Annotated in this window: 21 protein-coding genes and 1 tRNA gene; 13 read left to right on the forward strand and 9 right to left on the reverse strand. The window is 70.8% G+C overall.

Features of this window, described 5'->3' with window-relative positions:
• Positions 1 to 312 precede the first annotated feature (312 nt).
• The 4 genes from ACRX5W_RS16300 (at position 313) to ACRX5W_RS16315 (ending at position 4,261) form a co-directional block, all read left to right on the forward strand.
• Complete coding sequence (locus ACRX5W_RS16300; RefSeq protein WP_436788856.1) at positions 313 to 1,797, forward strand: MFS transporter; 1,485 nt, start codon at positions 313 to 315, stop codon at positions 1,795 to 1,797.
• 160 nt (positions 1,798 to 1,957) lie between these two features.
• Entirely contained in the window at positions 1,958 to 2,836 is an 879-nt protein-coding gene (locus ACRX5W_RS16305) for a hypothetical protein (RefSeq protein WP_436788857.1), read from the forward strand.
• A 205-nt stretch (positions 2,837 to 3,041) separates the two neighbouring features.
• Entirely contained in the window at positions 3,042 to 4,088 is a 1,047-nt protein-coding gene (locus tag ACRX5W_RS16310; protein WP_436788858.1) for a CAP domain-containing protein, read from the forward strand.
• An 89-nt stretch (positions 4,089 to 4,177) separates the two neighbouring features.
• Positions 4,178 to 4,261: transfer RNA gene (locus ACRX5W_RS16315), tRNA-Leu, on the forward strand.
• Here ACRX5W_RS16315 and ACRX5W_RS16320 read toward each other — a convergent pair.
• The 5 genes from ACRX5W_RS16320 to ACRX5W_RS16340 form a co-directional block, all read right to left on the reverse strand.
• The gene (locus ACRX5W_RS16320) at positions 4,218 to 5,906 is read right to left on the reverse strand and encodes a recombinase family protein (protein ID WP_436788922.1); all 1,689 of its coding nucleotides are present in this window, start codon (positions 5,904 to 5,906) and stop codon (positions 4,218 to 4,220) included. The two genes, ACRX5W_RS16315 and ACRX5W_RS16320, sit on opposite strands and share 44 nt — an antisense overlap.
• Positions 5,903 to 6,139 carry a hypothetical protein gene (locus tag ACRX5W_RS16325; RefSeq protein WP_436788859.1) on the reverse strand — a complete coding sequence of 79 codons (237 nt, stop codon included), beginning with the start codon at positions 6,137 to 6,139 and terminating at the stop codon, positions 5,903 to 5,905. The genes ACRX5W_RS16320 and ACRX5W_RS16325 overlap by 4 nt, the downstream gene beginning before the upstream one ends.
• Positions 6,140 to 6,367: 228 nt before the next feature.
• Positions 6,368 to 6,889: an XF1762 family protein gene (locus ACRX5W_RS16330; RefSeq protein WP_436788860.1), complete on the reverse strand. Its 522-nt coding sequence runs from the start codon at positions 6,887 to 6,889 to the stop codon at positions 6,368 to 6,370.
• Complete coding sequence (locus ACRX5W_RS16335; RefSeq protein WP_436788861.1) at positions 6,886 to 7,809, reverse strand: DNA methyltransferase; 924 nt, start codon at positions 7,807 to 7,809, stop codon at positions 6,886 to 6,888. The genes ACRX5W_RS16330 and ACRX5W_RS16335 overlap by 4 nt, the downstream gene beginning before the upstream one ends.
• Positions 7,799 to 8,638, reverse strand: coding sequence for a hypothetical protein (locus tag ACRX5W_RS16340; protein WP_436788862.1), 840 nt, complete (start codon positions 8,636 to 8,638; stop codon positions 7,799 to 7,801). The genes ACRX5W_RS16335 and ACRX5W_RS16340 overlap by 11 nt, the downstream gene beginning before the upstream one ends.
• Before the next feature lie 648 nt (positions 8,639 to 9,286).
• Between ACRX5W_RS16340 and ACRX5W_RS16345 the strand changes: the two genes are divergently transcribed.
• The 9 genes from ACRX5W_RS16345 to ACRX5W_RS16385 all read left to right on the forward strand — a co-directional run bounded on the left by ACRX5W_RS16345 (position 9,287) and on the right by ACRX5W_RS16385 (position 21,726).
• On the forward strand, positions 9,287 to 10,282 hold the full coding sequence (locus ACRX5W_RS16345; protein ID WP_436788863.1) for a hypothetical protein: 996 nt from the start codon (positions 9,287 to 9,289) through the stop codon (positions 10,280 to 10,282).
• Positions 10,283 to 10,389: 107 nt separating this feature from the next.
• The gene (locus ACRX5W_RS16350; protein WP_436788864.1) at positions 10,390 to 10,734 is read left to right on the forward strand and encodes a pilin; all 345 of its coding nucleotides are present in this window, start codon (positions 10,390 to 10,392) and stop codon (positions 10,732 to 10,734) included.
• A gap of 47 nt (positions 10,735 to 10,781) precedes the next feature.
• Positions 10,782 to 13,121, forward strand: coding sequence for a hypothetical protein (locus ACRX5W_RS16355; RefSeq protein WP_436788865.1), 2,340 nt, complete (start codon positions 10,782 to 10,784; stop codon positions 13,119 to 13,121).
• Positions 13,122 to 13,143: 22 nt separating this feature from the next.
• Positions 13,144 to 14,349 (forward strand): PrgI family protein, encoded by a 1,206-nt coding sequence (locus tag ACRX5W_RS16360; protein ID WP_436788866.1) that lies wholly within the window; start codon positions 13,144 to 13,146, stop codon positions 14,347 to 14,349.
• Positions 14,346 to 16,235 (forward strand): VirB4 family type IV secretion system protein, encoded by a 1,890-nt coding sequence (locus ACRX5W_RS16365; RefSeq protein ID WP_436788867.1) that lies wholly within the window; start codon positions 14,346 to 14,348, stop codon positions 16,233 to 16,235. The genes ACRX5W_RS16360 and ACRX5W_RS16365 overlap by 4 nt, the downstream gene beginning before the upstream one ends.
• A 45-nt stretch (positions 16,236 to 16,280) precedes the next feature.
• Positions 16,281 to 17,105 (forward strand): GP88 family protein, encoded by an 825-nt coding sequence (locus ACRX5W_RS16370; RefSeq protein ID WP_436788868.1) that lies wholly within the window; start codon positions 16,281 to 16,283, stop codon positions 17,103 to 17,105.
• A gap of 48 nt (positions 17,106 to 17,153) precedes the next feature.
• Entirely contained in the window at positions 17,154 to 19,667 is a 2,514-nt protein-coding gene (locus ACRX5W_RS16375) for a type IV secretory system conjugative DNA transfer family protein (RefSeq protein WP_436788869.1), read from the forward strand.
• Between the two features lie 42 nt (positions 19,668 to 19,709).
• Complete coding sequence (locus tag ACRX5W_RS16380; protein ID WP_436788870.1) at positions 19,710 to 20,762, forward strand: replication-relaxation family protein; 1,053 nt, start codon at positions 19,710 to 19,712, stop codon at positions 20,760 to 20,762.
• A gap of 7 nt (positions 20,763 to 20,769) precedes the next feature.
• Entirely contained in the window at positions 20,770 to 21,726 is a 957-nt protein-coding gene (locus ACRX5W_RS16385; protein WP_436788871.1) for an NlpC/P60 family protein, read from the forward strand.
• A gap of 173 nt (positions 21,727 to 21,899) precedes the next feature.
• Here the strand turns inward: ACRX5W_RS16385 and ACRX5W_RS16390 are convergent, their stop codons facing one another.
• The 4 genes from ACRX5W_RS16390 to ACRX5W_RS16405 all read right to left on the reverse strand — a co-directional run bounded on the left by ACRX5W_RS16390 (position 21,900) and on the right by ACRX5W_RS16405 (position 24,897).
• A complete protein-coding gene (locus tag ACRX5W_RS16390; protein WP_436788872.1) occupies positions 21,900 to 22,454 on the reverse strand; it encodes a PH domain-containing protein in 555 nt (184 codons plus the stop codon).
• Between the two features lie 95 nt (positions 22,455 to 22,549).
• A complete protein-coding gene (locus ACRX5W_RS16395) occupies positions 22,550 to 22,969 on the reverse strand; it encodes a hypothetical protein (RefSeq protein WP_436788873.1) in 420 nt (139 codons plus the stop codon).
• Positions 22,970 to 23,106: 137 nt separating this feature from the next.
• The gene (locus ACRX5W_RS16400; protein WP_436788874.1) at positions 23,107 to 23,604 is read right to left on the reverse strand and encodes a hypothetical protein; all 498 of its coding nucleotides are present in this window, start codon (positions 23,602 to 23,604) and stop codon (positions 23,107 to 23,109) included.
• A gap of 270 nt (positions 23,605 to 23,874) precedes the next feature.
• Positions 23,875 to 24,897 (reverse strand): DUF932 domain-containing protein, encoded by a 1,023-nt coding sequence (locus ACRX5W_RS16405; RefSeq protein ID WP_436788875.1) that lies wholly within the window; start codon positions 24,895 to 24,897, stop codon positions 23,875 to 23,877.
• Positions 24,898 to 24,985: the final 88 nt, after the last annotated feature.

Here is a 24,985-nt window from a genome sequence, read left to right on the forward strand (position 1 = left end):
CCTGCGATGCCATCCACGCGTGGCTTTTGCGGGGCGGTGCGTCCGCAGTGGCCACCAACTTCCTTCCGCAAGCCCGCGAACCGCGAGCCGGACGGCACTTGCGGCGGCCGGCGTCCCCTGACGCGCCCGGTTGTTGCCGGTCTCGTCTCCTGCCGCATCGCGCACCCCGCGCAACTGTCGGCAAGCCCGCAGCCCGCCGACTGCCCCCGTCAGACCGTCTCGCACGACGGCCCTTTGACGGCCCGGCGATCGGCCCCGCGCTCCACCCCACTCACCCCCGACCCACTCCATGCCCAGAAGGGAAGACCCACGGTGTCCACCACCACAACGCCCCGCGACGACATGCCAGTTGCCGCGGGTGCGCCGGCGCGTACCGACGCGTCGTCCGAACGCCCCTCGTGGGGAACCTTGTTGGTACTGCTCGCGGGCGTATTCATCACCACGCTCGACTTCTTCATCGTCAACGTCGCGATCCCGGCGACCCAGGCGGACCTCAAGGCGAGTGATGCCGCGATCCAGTGGGTGGTCGCCGGATACGGCCTCGCCCTCGCCGCGTTGCTGATCACCGCCGGTCGGCTCGGGGACATCGCGGGGCGCCGCCGGATGTTCATGATCGGCATGGCGCTGTTCACCGTCTCGTCCGCCGCGTGCGGGCTGGCCGGGACCCCGGAGACGCTGATCACCGCGCGCGTGGTGCAAGGCGCCTCGGCGGCCCTGCTGATGCCGCAGGTCCTCGGCATCGTGAACATCGTCTACACCGGGGCGACGCGGGCGCGGGCGTTCGTGGCGTACAGCCTGACCATCGGTCTCGCCGGGGTGTTCGGCCAGCTCATCGGCGGCGGACTGATCGAAATAAACCTCTTCGGCATGGATTGGCGAAGCATCTACTGGATCAACGTCCCGGTCGGCATCGTCGCGCTGCTGCTGACGCCGCGCCTCGTCCCCGAATCGCGCGGCAGCGGCGGCACCCGCCTTGATTTCGCCGGCGTGGTGCTCGTCACGGCGGCGCTGGTGGCGGTCGTCCTGCCCTTGGTGCAGGGCCGTGAGCAGGGATGGCCGCTGTGGACGTGGCTGTCGCTCGGCGCCGGCCCGCTGCTGCTGGCCGGATTCGCGTGGCACCAGCGCCGCCTGGGGCAGCGCGACGGTGCCCCGCTTGTCGACCTGGCGATGTTCCGCGAGCGGTCGTTCTCCGCCGGGCTCGGCGTGATGCTCGGCTACCAGTTGGCGATGGCGTCGTTCTTCCTGGTGCTCGCGCTGTACCTGCAAATGGGTCACGGGATGAGCGCACTCGACTCAGGGTTGCTGTTCGTGACCCTCGGTATCGGTTACTTCGTCGGTGCGACGCAAGCCGCCAAAATCGCCGTGCGGCTGGGGCGCCAGGTCCTCACGCTCGGTGCAGCGCTGACCGCGCTGGGCTTCGCGATCCTCGCGGAGACCGTCGCGGCGATCGGCGCCACGGGCACGGTCGGTTGGCTCGTGCCCGGCCTGACCGTCTCCGGCCTCGGCATGGGCGTCGCGCTGGCTCCGATGTCCGCGATCGTGCTGGCCGGTGTGACGGCCCGGTACGCGGCTGCCGCAGCAGGCGTGCTGAGCACCGCGCAGCAGGTCGGCAACGCGCTCGGCGTCGCGCTGATCGGGATCGTCTTCTACGAGCGACTTGGGGCCGGGGCGGTGCCCGACGACTACGCCCACGCGTTCACGTGGGCGCTGATCCCACTCGTGGCCTCCTGCGCGGGCACGGCGCTGCTGGTCCAGTTGCTGCCGAAGCCGGCGCGCAGCGAGACCGTCCAAACGTGACCGAATGGTCACCTAAAGATACTTATAGGGTGCGAATCGGGTGCGAGTTAGTCTGTATTTGATTCACCCACATCTCCAGCTCCTGAGATCCGTCCCAGGTCCGGCGGATCTCGCACTCCTCGTAGCCTTCGCATCCCCTCGCACGCCCGGGAGGTCCGGCATGGCGCGCACCGAAGTTCGTCGACTGATCCCGGTTGCCGGGTACCCCTTCCCGGTGCGGGCGAGCGCGGGCGCCGAATCGCGCGCCGATGAGCTCGCCGCCCGAACCGAACGCGCGCTGACCTGGATGACCGACGCGCTCCGGTTCACCCCCACCGTGCGCCTCAACGTCGTCGACGAACGGGACTGGCCGGGTGTCACCTCCATGCCGCTGTACGGCATGCCGCACGCCCACGCCGGCGACATCACCATCGGGGTCGGCGAAGCACCGTTCTACCGCGAGCAGTTGGACTCGTTCACGCCGTACCTCAGCGACACCACGCGGGCGAACCTCCGCGAGGAGTACGGCGAACCGGCTTCGTTGCTCCCGTACTACGAAACCATCCACGTCCACGAGCTCACGCACCTCTACCACCAGCAGGACTGGAACTCGTATCCCGACCTGTGGCTGGTCGAACTGCACGCCAACCTCGCCATGGTCGGCTATCTCAACGAGATGGAACCCGACATGCTGCCGGCGATGCAGGCGTTGACCACGGCGGTCTACGACCTGCCCGCCGAGTCACTGCGCCACCGCGACCTCGGTGACATGCAACACGCCCTGGAACGCAGCCTGTTCAACTACGCCTGGTACTTCTTCCACCTGACCCTCGCGGCCGACGAACTATGGGAGACGGGCGGAACACCACTCCTGCGGCGCCTGTACTCGTACGTGAGGGCCCGTCAGCACGCCGCGTCACCAGGCCCCGTGACACGGGATCAGATGTGGGCCGTGCACCCGGCGCTCGCACAGATCATGGACGAGTGGCCCAGCGGCGAACTCCCGGAACCGACAAGGCCGTCGGCGCCCGCAGACGTCACCCCCGAGCCCACAGCCTGACGAAACCTGCCGGGACCAGGACGACTTCGTTCGTCCCCCACATCATCGGATCGGGCCGGTTCCCCCACTCGCGGGGAACCGGCCCGTCACCCACGCCCGCTCCGTGAACCTCTCCCCGCCCCCACACGTTGTCCCTCCGACGACCGTGACAGCATGCCGCCGCCGCGCGTACCGTCACCGCAGCCCGATCCACAAGCGAGGGACGATGACCAACCTGGCCCCCGGCGCGAACCGCGCGCTGCCCGACGGCGGCGTGACGCTGCGCGTACCGGGCCCGTACGACCTGTCCCTCCTCGTCACCGACGACAGCGGGCGCGTGCGCGGCGACGCCGACTTCGTGTTCTTCAACCAGACGACAGCGCCCGGCGTACGCCTCACCGGCGACACCGCCTCGGTCACCCCGCGCGCCCTGCGCCCCGGCGCGACCCGCGTGACCCTGGTCGTCAGCCCCGCCGACCCCGCCGTCCGCCTCGGCACCCTGCCCACCCCGACACTCACCGTCACCGACCCGCGCGGCACCGTCCATGCCCGCTTCACCCCGCCGCCGGTCAACCACGAGCGCGTCCTCCTCCTCGCCGAGCTGTACGCCCGCAACAACATCTGGAAGATCCGCGCCCTCGGCCAGGGCTACGCCGAGGGCCTCGCCGGCATCGCACGCGACTTCGGCGTCGACGTCATCGACGAACCCGCCCCCGCGGTCGCCCCCGCCCCCCACCTCACCCCCGACGGCTCCAACCCCTTCAACACCCGCCCTTCGAACACCTCCCTCGCCCCACCGCCCACCCGCCCCTCAATCCCGCCACAAACCTCCCCAACCCCTTCCCATACCTCCGACCTCACCCGCCTCCGTACCGAGGTCATCGCCCTCACCAACGCCGAACGCGCCAGACACGGCCTCGGCCCCCTCACCGCCGAACCGCGCCTCACCCAGGCCGCCCAAGCCCACAGCGCCGACATGGCAGCCCGCGACTATTTCGACCACTCCAGCCCCGACGGCCGCCAACCCGCCGACCGCGTCCGCGCCGCCGGCTACGACTACAGCCGCGTCGCCGAGAACATCGCCGCAGGTCAGACCACCCCCGCCGAAGTCGTCGAAGGCTGGATGAACAGCCCCGGCCACCGCGCCAACATCCTCACCCCCGAACTCACCCAAATCGGCATCGGCCTCGCCCACGGCGGCACCTACACCACATACTGGACCCAAGTCTTCGGCACCCCCCTCACCCGCCTCCCCGGCTTCCGCTACACCTGACCGCCCCACCCACCCCAATACCGCGTCGCAGGCACCCCCCAAATCTTGCTATCGTTAACCCAGACAACGCGGCCCACCGCCGCAGTCACGTCCGGGTGGCGGAATAGGCAGACGCGCTAGCTTGAGGTGCTAGTGCCCGCAAGGGCATGGGGGTTCAAGTCCCCCCTCGGACACTTTCACTACGCACATAGTTGGTGCTGGCCGGGTCTCGGCCAGCACCTTTCGCGTTTCGTGCTCGTAGGTGAGATGCAGTCCGAGGGTCTTGTAGATCTCGGCTTTGCCGGTGGGGTCGGCGTGGCGGATCACGGTGAGCATGCCGCCGAGGGCGTCGATCAGGGCGCGGATCTCGTCGCGGCTCATGCGCCCGTGGTTCCGGTGCTCCCCGGTGATCCGGGCCAGTTCGTATTCGGCTGCTGCGCGTTCCTTCTGGACGTCGCGGCTCCAGGTGGTGACGAGGTGGGGGTCGGCGCCGGCTTCGAGGGCGGCGCGGTGGCGGGCGAGTTTGCGGTCGCAGTCGGCGAGAGTCTGGCGGGCGCCTTCGACGCGGAGGTCCCGGTCGGGTTGGGCGTCTTCGAGCGCGGTCAGGACGTGCCGGATCCGGTCGGGCGCGAACGCGGTCGCGAGCCAGGCGTCCAGCGGCGGGAGGACGGCGTCCTCGCGGACGTAGACGGTGCGGGGGTGGTCGAGCGTGTTGGCCAGGGCGTATTCGCTGGGGAAGCGGCAGCGGTAGTGGGCGGTGCCGTTGTTCCAGTTGCCCTGCATGCGCCGTCCGCACGAGGAGTGGAACATCCGTCCTTTGAGCGCGTAGGGGTGCCGGGTGCGCACCGCGCGGCCGGTGGAGGCCGCGTTGCGGGCGTGGAGCCGCTGTTGGACCTGCCGGAAGAGGTCTTGGCTGACGAGTGCAGGGTGGGCGGGGGTGTCGGAGTACACCCACGCTTCTTGGGGGTTCCAGGCGAGTTTGGTCTCGTGGCCGAGGGCGACGTCGTCGACGTCGAGGAGGCGTTCGTGTTTGCGTTGCTTGTTCCAGACTTCGTGGCCGGTGTAGCGGGGGTTGATGAGGATGGCCCGGACCGCGCCTTTGGCCCAGGCGACGCCGCTGCGGTGCGGGTTGCGCGCGCGGTCGTGGGCGGACGGTGAGGGGACGCCGTCGCGGGTCAGGCGCTCGGCGAGGGCGTGGATCCCGGTGCCGGAGAGGTAGTCGGCGAAGATCCGGGCGACGACGGGGGCGGTGACCGGGTCGGGTTCGAGGCGGTGCAGGCGGCGGCCGTCGGCGGCCTTGGCGGGGTTGGGGTGCGGCCCGGCGTCGGCGAGTCGGTAGCCGTAGGGCGGGCGCCCGCCGAGGTAGCGGCCCTCGATCTTGGCCTGCGCGGTCATGGCGGCGCGGACGCGGACCTTGATGCGCTGGCGTTCGGCTTTGCTCATGCCGCCGAAGACGGACATCACCAGGTCGTGCGCTTCGGACTCGGGGTCGATCGGGCCGCCGACCTCGGGGACCCACATCTCCACGCCGTAGTGCACGAACACCGGGTAGGTCAGGCCGAACTGGTTGCCGTAGAAGGCGCGTTGCGGTTCGCCGATCACGACGGCGTCGAATCCGCGGTTCGGGTCCTTGAGCGCTTCCAGCAGCGCTGCGGAGCGCGGGCGGCGTTTCCACGGGAGGGCGCGGGTGTGGGCGATGTCGAAGTACTCGGCGACGACGATGCCGCCGACGGGTTCGATGAGGGCTTGGGCGCGGTTGAGTTGCCAGTTGCGTGATGCGACGGGGTCTTGTTGGTCTTCGGTGGAGACCCTGCCGGCGAACGCGAATCGCTTCGTCATGCCGCGTTCCTTTCGGTGGAGTCGGGTGCGTCTTCGTCGTCGGCCCGCTGTTGCGCGTCGAGGAGGAGCCGCAGCAGCGCGGCGGCGACCGGGGGTGTGATGACGGGTGGCTGGTCGGGAGGGATGACGGTGACCTGGCGCTCGCCGGGCGGCGTGATGTCGCTTGCGTTGCGGGCGGCAGGGTTTGGGGGGATTGCCGGGTCGGGGTCCGGTGCGGGAACAGACGGGGTCATGGGAATCCTCCGGGCGAGGCGTACCTGACGTGCGGGGCGCCGCCTGCCGCTCGGTCAGCGGGTCCGGCCATCGCGTCGCATGACGCGCGGAGCCGGGAAAAGAGCTGGTCACAGCCCTGGAACCGCCGGTCGAGCTGCGAGTTTAGCGACGTGGGGGCTGAACTCAAGCGGATTGGGGCTGTGGGTGCGTGCCGGGCTGAACAAGCCCGTCGGGGCTGGCCATTGCCGTCACGCGGCCCGCAACTCGGGTCCGGCGAGGACCGGTTCCGGGCGTGGTTCGGCATCGGCGGGCCGGTTGGGGTGTCGGGTGATCTCCCAGCGGGTTCGGGCCACGGCCCGGTCCTGCGGTCGGCGGGGGCGTCCGGGGCGGGTCCACCCGTGGTGCGGCGCGAGTTCGGCGACGGGGACGAAGCCCGCCGCGCGCAGGCTGGCCCCGGACTCGCCGGCTTCGGTGTAGCTGATCAGCCGTTGGTAGCCCAGCGCACGTGCCGCGCGCCACGCGGCGCCGTACAGCTTCGAGTTGGCGTTGCGGGTGCCGTCCGTACACGTGCGTGTGACCTCCAGGGTGAGGCCGTCGTCCAGCAGCCGGGCCACCGGACGGCCGACCACCGCCACACCAACCACCGCCTCGGCTGTGGCAACGCCGACCGCGAACTTCATGCCCTGGGGCGGCCGGTGGTGCCGGTGGTGCGCGGCGATGAACGCGCACGCGTCACGGAAATGCATCGGAACGATCGTCAAAGCACTCATGCTGCCGCCAGCTCCCTCGCGTCCGCCGCGGACCACGAGACACCGCGACCAGCGATCGGTGGCCAGAACGGGAACAGCACCCGGCCTTCCGTGCCGGCGGTGTCCGCATGACGGAAGACGAACACGTCGCTGTGGGAGGCAAGGGCCACCGGATATCCGGTAGCGCGTTCCCGCCCGCTTGCGAATCGGCGCTGCTCCAGGGAGTTGTCGACGGCGCGGCGACGGCCGTGCGGTTCTGCGGTGAGCGCGACGATGCGCCGGTCCGGGCGGAACCCGGCGGCGCGGCCCGCACTCAGAACGCAGCCGGGGAGGTCCAGCAACTCGAAGCGGTGCCGCAGGGGTTGCGCGGCGACCACCACGTAACCGCCGGGCTGCACCAGGGGTTGGCACCACGTCAGCAGCCGGGTGAGATCGTCACGGATCCGCTCCTCGGCCGCCCCGCCCCGGGACGGATCCGGCGTGCCCGTTCCCGCCGGGCCCGGTTCATCACCTGCCCCCGGTCGCGGCGACAGGTCGGGGCGTACGGCGGTCAGGACCAGCGCGGCGCGCCCGGCCAGACCCTCCGTCGCGGCGTCGGCGATGTTGCGGGGCCCGGCGTCGAGGACCATGCCGTCTCCGTCGGCCGCGGCGCGTTTGGCGCCGGTCACGTTGGCGCGGGCAATCCTCCACCACCGGGGCTTTGCGGTCGCGCCCACTGCGTGACGTCCGGCATGCAGCGCCTCGACCAGGACGGCCCCGGCGCCGCAGTCCGGGTCCAGCACGGTGTCACCGGGCCGGGTGTACCGGGCGATTACGCGCGCGGCGACCGCCGGCGGGATCCCCGCCGTGTCGTCGGCGGCCCCGGCAACGCAGCCGCGTTCGGTGAACCAGCGGTGCCGGTCCCGTCGGCCGGTCGCCCACACCTCCAGATCAGGTGACATCACGCCACCTCGCGGCCGGTACGTCGCCACGTCGCCACGTCGCCGTGGCGAACAGCAGGAGTTCAGCGCGGACGTTCAACGTGGATTCGTCGCCCCCTCGGTCGCGTTTCGTGGCGCTGGTCGATACCGGGCCGGACACCGCGATCAGGCGTTCGTGGTAGGCGAGCCCGGTGCTGCGCAGCTCGGCGATCAGCCGTCCGAGGGGATCCGGCGGCAGCCCGGTGCGGTCACTGTGGGTGATGAGGACGAGAAGGCCGGGCTGCGCGAGCAGGTGGGCCCAGGACACGGATACGAACCACGCGGTCCGGTGCGGGTCCACGGCCGCGATCACCACGTCGAACCGGTCCGGACCGGTCGGAAACCGGGCCGGGTCCGGACCGACCACCGAGTCCGGACCCGGACTCGGCCCGGTCGGTCGACGGACCGGCCGAAGTCCGGGAACGGACTCCGGCACCGGAACTGACGGCGCGTCGGCGGCGGCGCCGGCCGCGTTGTCCGGGTCCAGGATCCACATGCGGACTGCCCGGTGGAGTCCGGGTACGGTTCCGGCCTCCTGGTGCAGTTCGTCGGCTCCGGGCGGCGCGGGGTGCGGAGAGATCACGAGAACGCGATCGTCGGAACGCGTGTACGTCGTCGCGATGTTCGCAAGCGTCTGGTGGAGCCATCCTGGGCCCGGGGTGACGGGGGTCGGGTGGTCGGGCTCGGGTGTCCACCACACGGTGGCCGTGCGGCGGGTGCGCGGGGACCGGGCGTGTCGGGGGCGGCGCGGGCCCGGGTCGTCGGGGCGGAAGTCGTCAGGGCGGGAACGCCGGTGTTGTGGTGGTGTCATGCGTTGCTCCGAGGTCTCGGCACGAGAAGGTCGGACACAACAGAAGGCGGGCTGTGGGCTCAAGTTGGACACACGAGTCCGCAGGGTTGGCCCGACACGCCGGCCGCGGTCGCCGTACGGCGAGCAGCGTTTCGCTGTTCACGCGCTTGCACCGCGCCGGATGCGAATGAATTCCGGGGGCCGCGCGCAGAATTCAACCTGCGGACGCCGCTTCACCTACTAAAAAGATCTCAAGCTGCTACCGGAATCACGTCACGCTGCCCGTGGGGAAAAATCTCGGGAGCGGTGATCAGGCATGACGGTCGGCCCACCGCCGGTCCCGCGCTGCCTCATTGTTGGAATTTTTGGCGAGTCGACGCGGCTGCGGAACAGGTGGTTCCTGATGCTTCTGTGCCCCGGTTCGGCTACTAAGAAGCACTCAAGGAACGACTAAAAGTGCAGGTCATAGGCTGATTCTCCAGCCTGGACAAGTTCCGTGGCACGTGGGGTCCGCCGTGCGTGCTGGCGTCGCTTCCACGGAACCTGGCGACCATTCTCGGATTTTCCCAGGGCGCCTTGAGAGTTCTTTGTTGTTTTCTTGTCTTTTTCTTGTGGCAGCCCTGCATTCCTGGGTGGGTCGTTTCCCCGAAGCCGAGGAGCTGCCTCCCGATGACCACACAAACCCCCCGCCCCATGGCGTATCCGCCGGGCGAACCCCAATCCCCGCTGGACATGGCCCGTATCGCCTTTGCGCTGCTGGTCACCGGGCCTGCGCCGCTCGCGGTGGACGGACGGGCCTTCCCCCACCTGCCGAGCCGGAAGATTCCCCTGGACGAGCTTCGGGACAGGCTGCTGCTGCGCCGCTGCCCGCTGGAGACCCGCGACGCGGCGTGGGCGCACCTGGTCACGCGGTCTCGGACGGAGGGTGCGGCGTGGACGGTGGCGTGCGTCGGGATGGCGCTGCCGGCGTTGATACCGCTGGGCCGGTGGATGGCTGACCGCTACCCCGGTGAGCCGTGGGACGTCCACGCCGAAGTGCTGACCGGGTTCCTGCGCGGCCTCGCGTCGGTGGATCTGGACCGTCCGGGGATCATGGTGCGGCTGCGGTGGGGCGCGTTCCGCGCCGGGCACGCCGCGTTGTACGAGGCGTTGGACGCGCCGACGCCGATCGCGCCGGGGTTCCGGTCGTTGCCGCCGCCCCCGCCGTGGGGGCACCCGGATCTGGTGCTGGCTCGCGCGGTCCGCTGGGGAGTCGTGACCCGGACCGAGGCGGACCTGATCGGGACCACGCGTCTGGATCAGGTCCCGATCGCGGACTGGGCAGCGACCCGGCGCACCACCACCGCCGCCGCGTACAAAGCGCGGAGCCGCGCCGAACGCCGGCTGGTCGCGTTCCTGCGCGACGAGGTCCGCGACGCGGACGCGGACGACCCGGTCGCCTCCCGCGTCCAGGCGGACCTCGCCCCCGCCGCGCAGTCCGCAACGCGCATCAGCCTGGCGCACGGGGCCCGGTCACGGTCTGTGACTCCCGGGCGGGCGTCGGGTCTCGCGGCGACGGCAGGTCGTGTGTCGAACGGAGCCCTCGAACCGGGCCTTTCTCTTCGCGGAGGATCCACAACCTCCGCACGGCCCACACCCGTTCCGGAGGCTCGCCGATGCGCGTGACACGTATCCGCCCCCTCGACCGCCTACGGCGCCGCACCGCCGAGAGGACCACCAGCCGTCGCCGTTGGGAAAAGCGCCGCCGCGGGGCTTGTTCCCGCCGGGGAGCCGTGGCCCGCGTCGCAGTCTTGACGGTGCTGCTGGTGTTCGCGAGTGCTGCTCCGGCGGTCGCCGCGAACGACATTCCCACCGTGATCAACAACACGAGGAACTGGATCGTCGGGATCCTCGCGGGCCTCGCCACGCTGTTCCTGACGATCGGCGGCCTGCGCTACGTGATGGCCGGCGGCGACCCCGGGGAGGTCGAGAAGGCCAAGGGCGCACTGCGCGCCGCGGCGATCGGCTACGCCTTGGCGATCCTTGCGCCTGTGCTGCTGGAGATCCTTCAGAGCATTGTCGGTACCGACCCGGCGCAAACCCCCGCGCCGCCACCGCAAGCGGACCTGGACGCGTGATGCGAGGCGGGCCAGGGAAGCGCCGCGCGCGGTCGCGATCGTGGCGCGTGATCTTGGTGCTGCTGGTCGCGGCCGTGGTGGCGGGTACGGTCGCAGCGGCGCCGTCGGCTGTCGCCACGTCGGTCACGTCCGGGCACACCGTGGTGGCCGCGCCGCAGGAACCGACCCCCGGCCCGCCCCCACCCTCCCCGTCCGGCGAGGCGCCGCCGGATCCGGGGGCATCCCCGTCCGCGCCTGCGACTGTGCCGCCGGGCGGTACGCCGCAGCTCCCGCCCGGGGTGTCGCCGTATGGTCCGGCGTCGTGGTGGAACCCGGCCGACTGGGACTGGAGTTGGACCCAGGACGCGTTCGGCTGGATCCCCGGGGTGCCGGGCGGCCCGGACATCCCCAACCCTCTGGATCTGCCGAAGCTGCTGTGGAACGCGCTCGGCATGATCCTGGGCATGCTGCTGCGGCAGATGACGCAGCCGCTGTTCGACATCCTCGGCAAAACCCTCCTCGCCACGCCGGATGTCGCGGCCAACGGGCCGATCCACGACCTGTGGCAGCGCAACCTCATCCTCGCGGTGAGCGTCTACGGCCTGCTGATCGTGGGTGGCGGTGTGCTGGTGATGTCTCATCAGACGGTCCAGACCCGGTACGCCGCCAAGGACATCGCCCCGCGGATCGCCATCGGTCTGATCGCCGCCGCCACTTCGCTGGAGGTGATGTCGCACCTGATCGCGTTGGCGAACGCGTTGAGCCAGGAGATCGTCGGCCCCGGCGTGGATGCCGCGGGTCTGGCGCAGGCGCTGATGGCGTCCATGATCAGAGTCGCTGGCGGGCCGCTCTACCTGGTGGTCATGGGCCTGGTCGGGCTCGTCCTGCTTGTCGGGGTGCTGCTCGGCTTCGTGGTCCGCGTCGCGTTGGTGATGCTCCTGGCCGCGAGCGCTCCGCTGGCGCTGGCGTGCCACGCAACTCCGCTCACCGATCCGCTGGCCAGGTTGTGGTGGAGGGCGTTCATCGGTGCGCTGGCGATCCAGGTCGCGCAGTCGATCACGTTGATCACCGCGCTGCGCGCGTTCTACGCCCAGGGGAACACGGTGTTCGGTTTCCCCACCATGGACGGTCTCGGGGCGATGCTCACGGGCTTGGCCTTGTTCTGGATCCTGCTGAAGATCCCCGGGTGGGCCGGGCGCATCATCCTCCAGGGAATACCTATCCAGGGCCCGCGGCTCGGCGGCTTTATGCTGCCGTTCCTCCTCGGCCGCCGCCTCGGGCCCGGCTTCCGGCCCCGCGGCGGCGGCCTGGGCGCTTTGCGCAGGTTTGCCTGGGGCGGACCCCGCGGAGGCGGAGCCCCGCAACCCCGGCGAGGCGGAAATCCCCGCCGAGGGCCGGGCGGTGGTGGCCGCAATCCCGGCGGCGGTGGAGGTCCGCGCCGCAGGCCCGGTGGTGGCGGTAGCCCCGGTGGCGGAGGTCCGCGCCGCGGGCCGGGCGGCGGGGGCCGGCCGGGGCCACAACCGGGACAGGGCGCGAACGGCCCGGTGCCGCAGCAGCGTTGGCAGCACCTGTGGGGCGGCGCAGGCCAACACCGGCGGCCTGGGCCCGGCGAGTGGGGGCACGGCGATCAGCGCCCGTGGGACCGCCCCAGCCGGCGCACGCTGCGCACCGGCGGTTCAGGTCCGGCCCGCCGTCGTACGCCCAACGGGCCGGCCACACCGCCGCAACCGCCACCACCCGTGCCCCCGGCGCCACCGCTCCCGCCCCCTACCGGCAACGGACCGCGGCGGACCGGCTCCGGTCCTGCCGCCGGCCCGCAGGGTGCCGGGCCGCCCTCCCGGGTCGGCAGCGGCGGCACCGCGAGCACCGGCACCGGACACGTCCGCACGCCGACCGGCAACACACAAGGCAGGAAGAGCGCCCAGCCCACCAGGCAAGGAACCCCCAGGCCACGCACGACGCCCACGCCACGGACCGGCGGACCCGGTCCGGGCAACCCGGCACCATGGACGGCGAATCCGCGGCCGGGGCCGCTCTTCGCGCCGCGGGGACAGGGCGCGGGGACCCCACCGCCTCCGACATCGGCAACAAGGCCGGGCCAGCGCAGCACCACCGGGCAACCGCGAACGGGCCCGGACCGGTCCCCGCGGGCGCAGCGCCCCATCCCGCCTACAGCGAACACGCCTCAAAGCGGCAGCAGTTCGCCGCCTCCGCCGCCCCCACCGCAGTGGCGTTCGCTGCCGCCGGCGCAGCGTCAGATCCTGCGGCGCCTGCGCTACACCGCGGCCGGTGTGCCGTTGTCGCCGCCGCCGAACTACCCGCTGCGCGGCCCGGTCCCGCGGACGTGGCTCTCGCCCGCCGCCGGCGGGCCGTCGATGCGGATCCGCCCATCGCTCGACAACGAGTGAGCCCCCCGAACGGAGGTGAAAGATGTCCCAGTCCTGGAGCGGCGACGCCGCCGACGGATACATGCCCGTACGAATCCCGGCCGACATCGACCGCGAGGACCGTGTCCTGCTGGGGCTGACCGCCCGCCAGTTGCTCATCCTCACCATCACCGCCCTCTTCCTGTACGGGAGTTGGTCGTTCGGCCGCCCGCTGATCCCCACGCTCGTCTGGGCGGCGATAGCGTTCCCGGTCGCGGTAGTCGGCGCCGGCCTGGCCTTGGGGCAGCGTGACGGACTGCCCCTGGACCGGCTGATCGTGGCGGCTTTGCGCCAGCGTGTGAATCCGCGGCGCCGCGTCACGGCACCTGAAGGTGTGGCCCCGGCCCCGTCCTGGCTCAGCCGCCGCGCTGTTGCGGCGCCCGGCGACGGCTCCGCTGATGCACCGCCCCCGGCTGAACTGCACCTTCCGGCCGAAGACGTCCGCGACACCGGCGTCGTCGACCTCGGCGCGGACGGCCTTGCCGTGGTCGCGGTATGCGGCACGGTGAACTTCGCGCTGCGCACCGTCACCGAGCAGGAATCCCTCGTCGCGTCATTCGGCCGGTACCTGCACTCCCTGACCGCCCCGGTCCAAGTGCTCGTGCGGGCCGAACGCGTCGACGTGTCCGCGCAGATCGCCGAACTCCGCGAGCAGGCCCAGGAACTGCCGCACCCCGCGCTGGCGGACGCCGCGCGCGAGCACGCCGATTTCCTGGCCCAACTCGGCAACGACAACGACCTGCTGCGGCGGCAGGTTCTCCTCATCCTGCGCGAACCGCTGCATCCGACTGGCCCGGCAGACGGACCCGGCGGAGCGTCCGTATTCGCGGCGCTGCGCCGCCGGTGGCCCCGGCGGACCAGCGGGGCGCGGCGCGGCGACGCCGTCGAACGCGCCGCCGAAGCGCGTTTGCGGCGCCGGGTCGCCGAGGCGCGGGAACTGCTGCACCCCGTCGGGATCGCGGTCACCGCGCTCGACGCAGGGCAGGCGACGGCCGTCCTGGCGTCGGCGTGCAACCCCGACAGTGTCCTGCCGCCGTCTGCGGACATCGCCGGCGCGGGGGACATCATCACGCGCCCCCAACCCGAACGAGGCGACACCAGCGAGGAGTCCTGGGCCGAGCGCGACGCCGGCGACTGGCCTCCACCGCAAACCGACGCATTCAGCTACTACCCGGACCCCGACGCGTGGGAACAGGAGCCGTACTCGTGAAGCCACGGCGAACCGAAACACGACATGAACCGTTCGGCACGGCCGGGGCGTTCGCACCCGATTCCCTGGTCGTCGGCCCGCGGCACGTCGAGGTCGGCGGCGAGTGGGTGGCCTCCTTCGCGGTCACCGGATACCCCCGCGAGGTCCACCCCGGATGGTTGCAGCCGCTACTGACCTACCCCGGCCGCGTGGACGTGTCCCTCCACATCGAACCGATCGACCCCGCGACCGCAGCGCACCGGCTCAAAAAGCAGTTGGCCAAACTCGAATCCGGGCGCCGCCACACCTACGAGCGCGGCCAACTCCTCGACCCCCAGGTCGAAGCCGCCACCGAGGACGCCTACGACCTGTCCTCCCGCGTCGCGCGCGGCGAAGGCAAGCTCTACCGCTTCGGCCTCTACCTGACCGTCCGCGCCGCCACCGAAGAAGCCCTCGCGAACGAGGTCGGTGCGGTCCGCGCTCTCGCGGCGAGCCTGCTCATGGACTGCAAACCAACCACCTACCGCAGCCTCCAAGGGTGGATCACCTGCCTGCCCATGGGCCTGGACCTCGTCCGGATGCGCCGCACCTTCGACACCAGCGCCCTGGCGTCGGCGTTCCCGTTCACGAGCCCGGACTTGGCCCCACCGGACCCTTCATCGTCGGCGGCCCCGAGCGGTGTTCTCTACGGGTACAACCTCGGCTCCCAGGGCCTCGTGCACTGGGACCGGTTCGCGCTCGACAACCACAACAGCGTCGTCCTCGGACGATCCGGAGCCGGCAAGTCCTACCTGGTCAAACTCGAACTCCTCCGCTCGCTGTACCGCGGCGTCCACGCCCACGTCATCGACCCGGAAGACGAATACGCACGCCTCGCCGCGGCGGTGGGCGGGGCCCACGTGCGCCTCGGCGCCGACGGCGTCCGCCTCAACCCCTTCGACCTGCCCATCCAGACCGCGCCCGACGGCCGCCGCATCGCCACCCGCGACGCCCTCGTCCGGCGCTCCCTCTTCCTCCACACGTTCCTCGCGGTACTGCTGGGCGAGCCACCGGCCCCGGCCGAGCGCGCCACGCTCGACGAAGCCATCACCTCGACCTACCAGCACGCCGGGATCACGAACGATCCGCGTAGCTGGAAGCGTCCCGCGCCGCAACTCACCGACCTGGCAACGACGTTGGGCAGCACCAAGAACCCCGTGGCCGAGAGCTTGTCCGCGCGGCTGCACCCGTTCATCCGCGGCGCCTTCGCCGACCTGTTCAACGGGCCCACGACCACCCACCCCGACAGCCACCTCGTGGTGTTCTCACTGCGCGACCTCGCCGAAGAACTCAAACCCCTCGGCACGCTGCTGGTGCTGGACACCATCTGGCGGCAGGTCTCCAACCCGAGGGCCCGCCGCCCGAGGCTCGTCGTGGTCGACGAAGCGTGGCTGCTCATGCAGCAGACCGCAGGCGCCGACTTCCTGTTCCGCATGGCCAAGGCATCCCGCAAGCACTGGGCCGGCCTCACCGTCGCGACGCAGGACACCGCCGACGTCCTCGCCACCAACCTCGGCCGAGCGGTCATCGCCAACGCCGCGACACAGATCCTGCTCAGGCAGGCCACGCAGGCGATAGACGAGGTCACCCACGTCTTCGACCTCTCCGACGGAGAAAGGCAGTTCCTGCTGTCCGCCGACCGCGGCGAGGGCCTGCTGTCCACCGGCACCCAACGCGTCGCCTTCCGCGCCGTCGCCTCACCCGCCGAACACGCCCTCGTCACCAGCGACCCCGCCGAACTCTCCGCCTACGCGGCGCCTCCGTACGAGGTCGGCAGCAGCGCATACGTCGACTTCGACGATCTCCGACCGCTCCACGACGACCTGGGTGACGACCCCGGTGAGCACATCGATCTCGGCGCGGCGTGATCCGACGTCGACCGCAAGCGCCGACCCAGACAAAAGGGGGTAACCATGGTTCGGCCTGACCCCACCCCGCCGTCGCAGCCGACGCGGCTGCTGCGGCAGAACCGGGAGCTGCGCGCCATCGGGGTGTGGAACTGGACGCTTCCCGCGTGGGCGGGACGCTTCCCCGCACCCGACGGCCGCACCTACAACACGTGCCCGTCCGCGGGCGTCTGCCGCCACGTGTGCTACGCCCGCCACGGCACCTACACGTGGCCGGCGGTCCGGGCAAGCCATCAGGCGAACCTGCGGTTCGTCCTCGACGACCTGCCCGACTGGCAACAGGCCATGACTGCCGAACTCGGCGCGACGCGGTTCCGCGGCGCGTGGGTGCGCATCCACGACAGCGGGGACTTCTTCTCGGACCGGTACTTGGGTGCGTGGCTTGATGTGATCCGGGCGCGGCCCTCAGTGAACTTCTACGCGTACACCAAGGAAGTCCGGCGGTTTCGCGCGCTGGTCGAGCCGCATGCGCCGGAGAACTTCTTGTGGGTGTACAGCTTCGGCGGAACCCAGGACGCCGAACTCGACCCCGCCCACGACCGCGTCGCCGACGTCTTCCCCGACACCGAGTCGATCGACGCCGCCGGCTGGCACTCGCAGGGCGCCAGCGACCTGCTTGCCGTCCTCGGCCCCCGCCTCGTCGGGATCCCCGCCAACCGCATCCCGCACTACCTCAAGCGGCTCCGCGGACGCACGTTCCGGTCGTGGCAGGCCGAAGTCGACGCGGAGCGCAGGACTCGACGCGGCCGAACGGCGCCGCGGCCGAGCAACGTCACCCCGCTTCGCCCAAGCCGCCCGGCCGACAACGGTGACCAAACCCGCGCCGCGTAAGGGTGACGGACTTCTGTCGATTCCCGGCACACCCGAAGGGATGCCTCCGTGATCCAACTGCCCGCCAGCGCACCGGTGTTCACAGCTTCCGAGGCGCTGCTGCGGTCCTTCATCCGCGACCCCGCAGGCGCGGTCGACGCCTTCGCACGGTGGGCGCTCGCGTGGGGACCGGTCATCGGTCCCCTCGCGGTGGCCATCGGGCTGCTCGTGTTCTGGGCACACCGGTGGTGGCGCAACCGCTGTCACGCCCGCCTCATCGCGGACGCGCACGTGATCACCGTGCTCGTGCCACCCACCGCGTCCAGCGACGGCGGCGCCGCACTGTGGGCGAACCTGGTCGGCCTACTGCATCCCCCGTGGAAACGCCGGCTCTTCGGTCAGCCGCACCTGGTCTGGGAGTACGTCTTCACCCGCGACGGCATCCGCATCCAGATCTGGGTCCCCGGCCCCGTCCCGCAGCACCTGGTCGAGCACGCCGTGCAGGCAGCCTGGCCGGGAGCCCAAACCGAAACCCGCCCCGCCACCGCACCCACACCATGGGCCGCGTCCTCAGACGGACACATCGAGACGCTCGGCGGTGAGGTGCGGCTTGCCCGCAGCGAAGCCCTGCCCATCCGCACCCAATTCCCCGACGACCCGCTGCGCGCCCTGCTCGGTGCCCCCGGCGACCTCGGCCGGACCGAGCAAACCGTCGTGCAGGTACTCGCGCGGCCGGTCACCGGGTGGCGGGTCACGAAGGCCCGGCGCAGCGCCCGCCTGACCCGCTCCGGCAGCCGAACCAACCCCGCGGGTGTGCTGCTGGACGTGATCACCCCGCGCACATCGCGCGCGTCCGCGGCCAAGCGGCGCCCGCCCGCGGCGAAGGCGGACCGGCAGACCTCACTGGAGGAGTCCGCGCAGGACCGCGTGATCGTCGCCAAGCTCCGCGGCGCCCTGTACGAGACGCGCGTGCGCTACGCGGTGTCCACCGAGATCAACGAACGCGCGATGCGGGACGCCGAGTTGCAGGCCAAGATTCGGAACCGCCTACGCGGCCGGGCTCACGCGGTCGCCGCAGCGTTCGCGGCGTACACCGACCACAACTACTACCGCCGCACGCGCCTGCGGCACTCGTACGCGGCGCTCGCCGAACGACGTCTCGGCCGCGGCGACCTGCTGTCCGTCCCCGAACTGTCGGTGCTTGCGCACGTGCCGTGGGACGAGTCCATCCCCGGGCTTCAGCGCGCCGGCGCACGCGCCGTGCCCCCGCCGCCGGGCATCCCCACCGCGGGTGCGGACATCCGGCCCGTCGGCACCACCGACAGCGGCAACCCCCGCCCGATCGGGCTGCGCGTCGCGGACGCCCGCCACCACGTGCACATCATCGGCGCCACCGGCTCCGGCAAATCCGAACTGATGGCCCGCATGATCCTCCACGACGCCGAAGCCGGACGCGGCGTCGTCGTGGTCGACCCCAAAGGCGACCTCGTCACCGACGTGATGATGCGTCTCCCCGAACACCTTGGCCGACCCGTCGTGCTCTTCGACGCGGACAGCCGCGCCAAACCACCGATCCTCAACCCGCTCGAAGGCGACGACGCCGCCCGCGCCGTCGACAACCTCGTGGGGATCTTCTCTCGGATCTACGCCTCGTCGTGGGGGCCGCGCACCGACGACATCCTGCGCGCCGGACTGCTCACGTTGCGCGCCATGTCCGGCCCGCCGCTCCTGTCCGGCCCCGCCACCTTGGCCGACCTGCCCAAGCTCCTCGCCGTCCCGTCCTTCCGCGCTCAGGCACTCGACCAGATCCACGACGACGTCCTGGCGGGATTCTGGACCTGGTACGACGCCCTCTCGGACCCCGCGCGGGCACAGATGACCGCCCCGCTGATGAACAAGGTCCGCGGCTTCCTACTGCGCCCCTTCGTCCGCGCGGCGATCGCCGGCGGCGCGTCGACCGTCGACATGAACGCGGTCCTCGACAACGCCGGGATCTGCCTGGTCCGCATCGCCCGCGACGCGCTGGGCACCGAAACCTCCCGCCTGGTCGGCTCGATCGTCGTCGCCCGGACCTGGCAGGCCGCCACCCGCCGCGCCCGCACCCCGCAATCCCAACGACGCGACGCGTCGCTGTACATCGACGAGGCCCACAACTTCCTCAACTTGCCGTACCCGCTGGAAGACATGCTCGCCGAAGCCCGGGGCTACCGGCTGTCGATGACGCTCGCCCACCAGTACCTCGGGCAACTCCCCAGCGACCTCGCCGAAGGCATCAGCGCCAACGCCCGCACCAAGATCTTCTTCAACGCTTCACCCGAGGACGCCCGCCACCTCGCCCGGCACACCGCGCCCCGCCTGACCGAGCACGACCTGTCCCACCTCGGCGCCTTCCAGGTCGCCATCCGGCCGGTCCTCCACGGCGCGGAAGCCCCCGCCTTCACGGGCACCACCGACAAGCTCCCTGCGCCGATCCCCGGACGCGCCAAGCAGATTCGCCTCGCAGCCCGCGCGAACGCTCAGCCGCGCCACGCGAACCGCGCCAAGCCGCAGCGGCCCGGCGCCGATCCGCGTCGTGCCGCCTGACGCCACGTCATGTCCCGAAGCCTGCCTGGAGGTATCACCGTCGTGATCTCCAAGAACCCGCCGCAGAACGCCCTGCGAGGCCCGATCGTCCCGCGCCCGACCACGCCGGCCGCGACCGGCGCCGACCACCTCGCCTACCTCGCCCGACGCCTCACCCCACGCGACCGGTGGCTGACCCGCATGCTCAACGAGCACCGCGTCTTCACCACCCGCCAGATCACCGAACTCGCCTGGACCACACCCCGCGTCGCCAACATGCGACTGCTCGACCTGTACCGGTGGCGCATCCTCGACCGATTCCAGCCACGCCGCTCCCACGGCACCGCACAGATGCACTACGTCCTCGACATCGCCGGAGCCACCGTCCTCGCCTACGAAGACGACCTCGACCCCAAACACGTCAGGTTCAGCCGCACCAACACCGTCGGCATCGCCCACTCACTGCGCCTGGCCCACACCCTCGGCGCCAACGCCTTCTTCACACCCATGGTCCAGCGCAGCCGCCAACCCGACAGCACCGCACGCCTGACCGCCTGGTGGTCCGAAACCCGCTGCGCCGACCACTTCGGCGACACCGTCAGGCCCGACGCCTACGGCCGATGGCACGAAAACGGCACGGAAGTGGAGTGGTTCCTCGAACACGACACCGGCAGCGAACGCCCCGCCCAAAGGCTCGGCAGCAAACTTCTCGGCTACGCCCGGCTCGCGATCTCCACCGGCATCACCACACCGGTGCTTATCTGGACGCCCACCATCTCTCGCGAGGCGACCGTCCGTCGCGCGCTCGCCGAGTTCGTGCCGCACCTCGCCGACCCGGCCCTCGTTCCCATCGCCACCGCGAGCGCCGAGCAAGCAGTCATGGACGAGGTCACCGACCCGTCGCGAGCCGCGTGGCTCCCGCTGGGACGGCGTTCCCTCGGCCGCCGGCGACTGGCGGACCTTCCCGAAGCCTGGCCTCACCTTCCGGCACCCCACACGACGCCACCCGAGAAGGCCGACGCACAGGCGAAGTCGCCCCGCGGCTCGGGCACCGCACGCGTCGCACCGCCGGACCCGGTCCCGCCGCCACCCGCGCAATTCGGCGCTGCGAAGTGAGGCGGGAATGATCGCGCGCATCGTCACGGCAATCTTCTCGACGTTCCTCCTGCTGCTGCTCCTCGCCGTTGCCGCGGCGGCAGCGCTGTTCAACGCCTTCGGAAAGGTCGTGAACCCGGCTGGCAGCGCCGCGGTCGCCGCCAGCGCGCAAGCCACCGCGGACATCCCCGCCGACTACCTGACCCTCTATCAACAAGCCGCCGCCACCTGCCCCGGACTCCCTTGGACCGTGCTCGCAGCCATCGGCAAAATCGAGTCCGACCACGGGCGGTCGGACCTGCCCGGCGTGAAATCCGGCGCCAACGGCAGCGGCGCCATGGGACCGATGCAGTTCATCGCCGACACGTGGACCGCCTACAACCCACCCGGCACCGTCGGCGCGGCCGGCGCACCGTCGCCCTACAACCCGGCAGATGCCATCCCCGCCGCCACCCGCAAACTCTGCGCCGAAGGCGCCCGCGACGGCAAAGACCTCCGAGGCGCGCTCTTCAGCTACAACCACGCCACCTGGTATGTCAACCAAGTACTTGATCAAGCCGACCAATACGCCGCACCGCCGGCCGTTAACGCTGCAACGGCGCCGACCGACGCCGCAGCCAAGGCAATCGCCTTCGCCCGTGGGCAACTCGGCGTGCCCTACCTCTGGGGAGGCGACGGCCCCAGCGAAGGCGGATACGACTGCTCAGGGCTCACCAAAGCCGCCTACGCCTCCGCGGGCATCACGCTGCCCCGCGTCGCCCAAGACCAGTACTACGCCACCACCCGCCTCCCGAACAGCGCGGACATCCAGCCCGGCGACCTGGTGTTCTTCGGCACACCCACCAACGTCCACCACGTCGGCATCGCCGTCGGCAACGGCCAGATGATCGAGGCTCCACGGCCAGGCGTCCCGGTACGCGTGGGCCCGATTCTGTACCCCGGAAACGACTATCTCGGTGTCACAAGGCCCCGCGCGGACGTGTAGGTTCCGGTTGAATCTGCCAGTCTCCAGCCGAGTTGTCATGAACGCGTCGCCGGTGACAAAGGGTTCGGAACTCGCAGGTCACGCCTACGGCGGCTCTCCGTCGGTGTAGCCCGCATCGCCGTTGCTGACAGACCGCTCGGACAAGTCCCAGGCGGGCTGTGTCGTGGGGGCGATCATTCTCGGGTCTGGTGGGTGTGCCAGGCGTGGCGCAGTTCGTGGTGGAGACGGGCGAGTTCGCGGGGGGCGTGGGCGGGCGCCTCGTGGAACACCTCGCCGTAGCGGGCGCGGTCGCCGGGCGGGGGGAGTTCCTCGCTGCCGCGGTTCATGGAGCCGTGGAGGAACGACGGTATCCAGCGGGCGGTGCCGTCGTGGAGGCGGAGGGCGATGCGCCAGCGGCCGGAGTGGGATCCGCCGGTGCGCAAGGCCAGTTCGACCTCGGCGATGTCCTGCCAGGCGACGCGGCGGGTGCGGAAGAACCCGACAACGGCGACACCTGCCCGGCGCAGGACGACGCCCCGAACGGCGGCTCGCACGCACAGCACGGCCGCAAGCACCAAGAAGGCGTAGTTGGCGTACTTTGCGGGGCCGGGCGCGGGGGGATCCGGCTGGAAAGAGGTACCCGCGGTGTCGTTCCAGACCGTGATCCCCAGCATCAGCAGCGCGAATCCGCAGGCCGCCCACCACACCGCGCTGCGCCACCGGTGGCACAGCGCCCGTGTGCTCCCCATGCTCTTTACTCCAGCCCGCGCTTATTGATCGATGAGTCGTCGTTGCCGCTGGTGTGGCCCCTGGTCCCTGAAGCAGGCCAAAGCCCTGATGCACTTCAGGATGAGCGGGTGGAGATGTCGGGGTCCTCACTGACGCCGACGACGGACTGTCGGCGACGATCGTACGTGTGCAGCCGGAGCTTGACGGCGGCACTGCCGAGCTTCGGGTGGACCTGCTTGGTGATCTCCTCGGGGAATCGGACGACGATTCCCGAACGCGAGTACAACGGCTCGCCGTCGGCGTGGCCGATCTCGACGATCTCGGCCTGCGGAGCGCGCTCCTTGACGCGGCCGACGAAATCCTGGAGCCGCTGTTCGAGACCACCCAACGGCACGGGATCGTCGTCTCCCAGGATTCGCTGAAACCGCGCCTCGGCAGCGGCAACATCGGGAACCTGCGGCTCGGACCAGAATGCCAGTTCGCGCACGGCGAGATGTCCCCCTTGCGGTTGCAGCGCGGTTTGCTGCCGATTCATGTGGTCGACGATCCTTGCTCCCTGCGTATGCCCGGATCACTGTTGGCTGTGCACGAGAGTCATTCGCGCGCAGCGTTCGATCCGCTCGCCGCGCGGGACCGGAGCCGGCCCTATGGCGCGCGGAGTGGCCGACGGTTTCAGGTTGCCGGGTGGTCGTCGTCTTCAAGAAAGTGCCGTAGCAGGGTACGGCCGGGGGCTTTGTCGTCCAGGCTTACGTTGAGTGTGACGATTTCGGTGTCGCCGAAGATCGGTTCGCCGTTGGGGCGTCGGGTGTAGGGCACGCGTCCGTAGTCGATGCCGTCCGCCTGGTCGAAGGCGATCCACAGGATGCTCTCTTGCTCGCCGTCGTGAAGCGGATCGTTCGATACCGCGCGGGCGGAAATTCCCGCCGGGGACTCGAACCAGATCATGGGGACGGCGAACACCCATCGACTGGCATTGATCTCGTGTGCCGCCGCGGCTGCACGCCGCTCGAATGCCTGCGCAGTCGCGCGGTCGCGCAAATAGTCGTAATCGGAGAGATACAGCTTCCGCCGACCGTCCAACGCGACGACCGCCGGACAATCACGACTGGTGATGGCGCGTTGCACGCGTTGCGCGACATCGTCGACCAAGTCAAGGATCTCATCGTTCACCGCAGGCTCAATCCTTCGGTGGTTCGCCGCGAGCCCGGTGCGCGTGCTGGTCGCCCCGCGCACGTGCCCAGTTCGGCAAGCGAGCGCTCCGCGGTCTTCGCCACCTCGGGCACGTCCACCCGCATACGTCACCTCCCAACTCGCTGCAAGTCTTCCTCAGATACCTACGCGAGGCACAGGTCCCTCTCATCAAGTGTGGGATGGCCGGACCGGGAACGACGGGGCGCGCCGTGGCCTACGTACTGCCGTGGCGCGCGCCCGAATTCCGACCTACGCGGCCAGCGTGACCTCCCCTCGCACCCGGTCGAGCGTGCTGAGGGTGTCGTGGTCGAGGTCGTCGACTCCGCCGGTGACGGCGCGGAGCATGTTGCGTTCGGCGCGCTGGGCGCCGCGGACGGTCTGCTCGTGGTGCGTGTAGGTGTTTACGGCCTGGAGCACGCCGTACGCCGTGCCCCGCCAGGGGGCGACGCGGATGTCGTGGTTCCACAGCCGGGTGAGGGTGTCGCGTTTGCGTTCGGCGATGGTGCGGGACCGGCCGGGCTGGTCCGGCAGTTCGACGTGCGCGTCGAGGAACGCCGCCCACTCCCGGTTCGTCACCGTGGTCTCGCACAGGCGCTTGACCTCAGCGGTGAAGTCGTCGGCGATCTCATAGACGATGTTCAGCGCGTCGCGGGCCTCGTCCAGGCGGAGCTGCGAGTGCCGGGAGTGCTTGATCTTGATCTGCTGCCCGTGCTCGGCGAGGCCAGCCGCCATCGTGTTGTCGCAGACGATGTTGGTCACCGCACGTTTGAACGTGGTGGCCAAGGATCCGTCGAACGAGGTGGCGCCGAACAAGTGGGGCCGGAACGCCACACCCTCCGGCGTCGTGATCGTCTCCGGCACCTCGACCGACACCCACGCCACCGCGCCGCCGCGCAGGAGCCCGGCCGAGCCGATGGACAGGTCGGCGTCGAGAAGCCGGCCGATGGTGTCGAGCAGCCACACCTCGTACGCGTGGGGCTCGTAGGCGTCGGTGAAGATGCCCATGACGTGGCCGGTGTCACTGCGCAGGATGGCCCGCCGACCGGGGACCTCGTCGAAGGTGCCCACGGTGTTGCCGGGGACGTAGATCGGGGTGGGGACGGCCTCCCAACCGAACAGACGCCGCTTGACGTCCTCGACCGGGATCGGGCCGGTGTAGTGATTGGGCTCGGTGCCTTGCAGGCCGGCACGGTAGTGCCACGCGTCGCCGCGCTTGTCGGTGAACCCGACCAGGACGTTCGCGTTCAGCCACTCCAAGGTTTCTCGGGACACGCTGATTCCTCCCTATGGGGATGGTGGTTTCCGGGTGCGTTGTGGGCGGATTCCGGTGCGGGGGGGGGGGGGGGGGGGGGGGGGGGGG

Origin of the sequence: Yinghuangia sp. YIM S10712, from assembly GCF_051388935.1 — a bacterium.
GTDB lineage: Bacteria > Actinomycetota > Actinomycetes > Streptomycetales > Streptomycetaceae > Yinghuangia.

Excerpts from the sequence above, each read along its gene's own strand:
- ACRX5W_RS16345 (WP_436788863.1), top strand. The coding sequence starts at position 9,287 with ATGACCACACAAACCCCCCGCCCCATGGCGTATCCGCCGGGCGAACCC.
- ACRX5W_RS16360 (WP_436788866.1), top strand. The coding sequence starts at position 13,144 with ATGTCCCAGTCCTGGAGCGGCGACGCCGCCGACGGATACATGCCCGTA.
- ACRX5W_RS16390 (WP_436788872.1), bottom strand. The coding sequence starts at position 22,454 with ATGGGGAGCACACGGGCGCTGTGCCACCGGTGGCGCAGCGCGGTGTGG.
- ACRX5W_RS16340 (WP_436788862.1), bottom strand. The coding sequence starts at position 8,638 with ATGACACCACCACAACACCGGCGTTCCCGCCCTGACGACTTCCGCCCC.
- ACRX5W_RS16310 (WP_436788858.1), top strand. The coding sequence starts at position 3,042 with ATGACCAACCTGGCCCCCGGCGCGAACCGCGCGCTGCCCGACGGCGGC.
- ACRX5W_RS16325 (WP_436788859.1), bottom strand. The coding sequence starts at position 6,139 with ATGACCCCGTCTGTTCCCGCACCGGACCCCGACCCGGCAATCCCCCCA.
- ACRX5W_RS16335 (WP_436788861.1), bottom strand. The coding sequence starts at position 7,809 with ATGTCACCTGATCTGGAGGTGTGGGCGACCGGCCGACGGGACCGGCAC.
- ACRX5W_RS16385 (WP_436788871.1), top strand. The coding sequence starts at position 20,770 with ATGATCGCGCGCATCGTCACGGCAATCTTCTCGACGTTCCTCCTGCTG.
- ACRX5W_RS16305 (WP_436788857.1), top strand. The coding sequence starts at position 1,958 with ATGGCGCGCACCGAAGTTCGTCGACTGATCCCGGTTGCCGGGTACCCC.
- ACRX5W_RS16370 (WP_436788868.1), top strand. The coding sequence starts at position 16,281 with ATGGTTCGGCCTGACCCCACCCCGCCGTCGCAGCCGACGCGGCTGCTG.
- ACRX5W_RS16330 (WP_436788860.1), bottom strand. The coding sequence starts at position 6,889 with ATGAGTGCTTTGACGATCGTTCCGATGCATTTCCGTGACGCGTGCGCG.
- ACRX5W_RS16395 (WP_436788873.1), bottom strand. The coding sequence starts at position 22,969 with ATGAATCGGCAGCAAACCGCGCTGCAACCGCAAGGGGGACATCTCGCC.
- ACRX5W_RS16320 (WP_436788922.1), bottom strand. The coding sequence starts at position 5,906 with ATGACGAAGCGATTCGCGTTCGCCGGCAGGGTCTCCACCGAAGACCAA.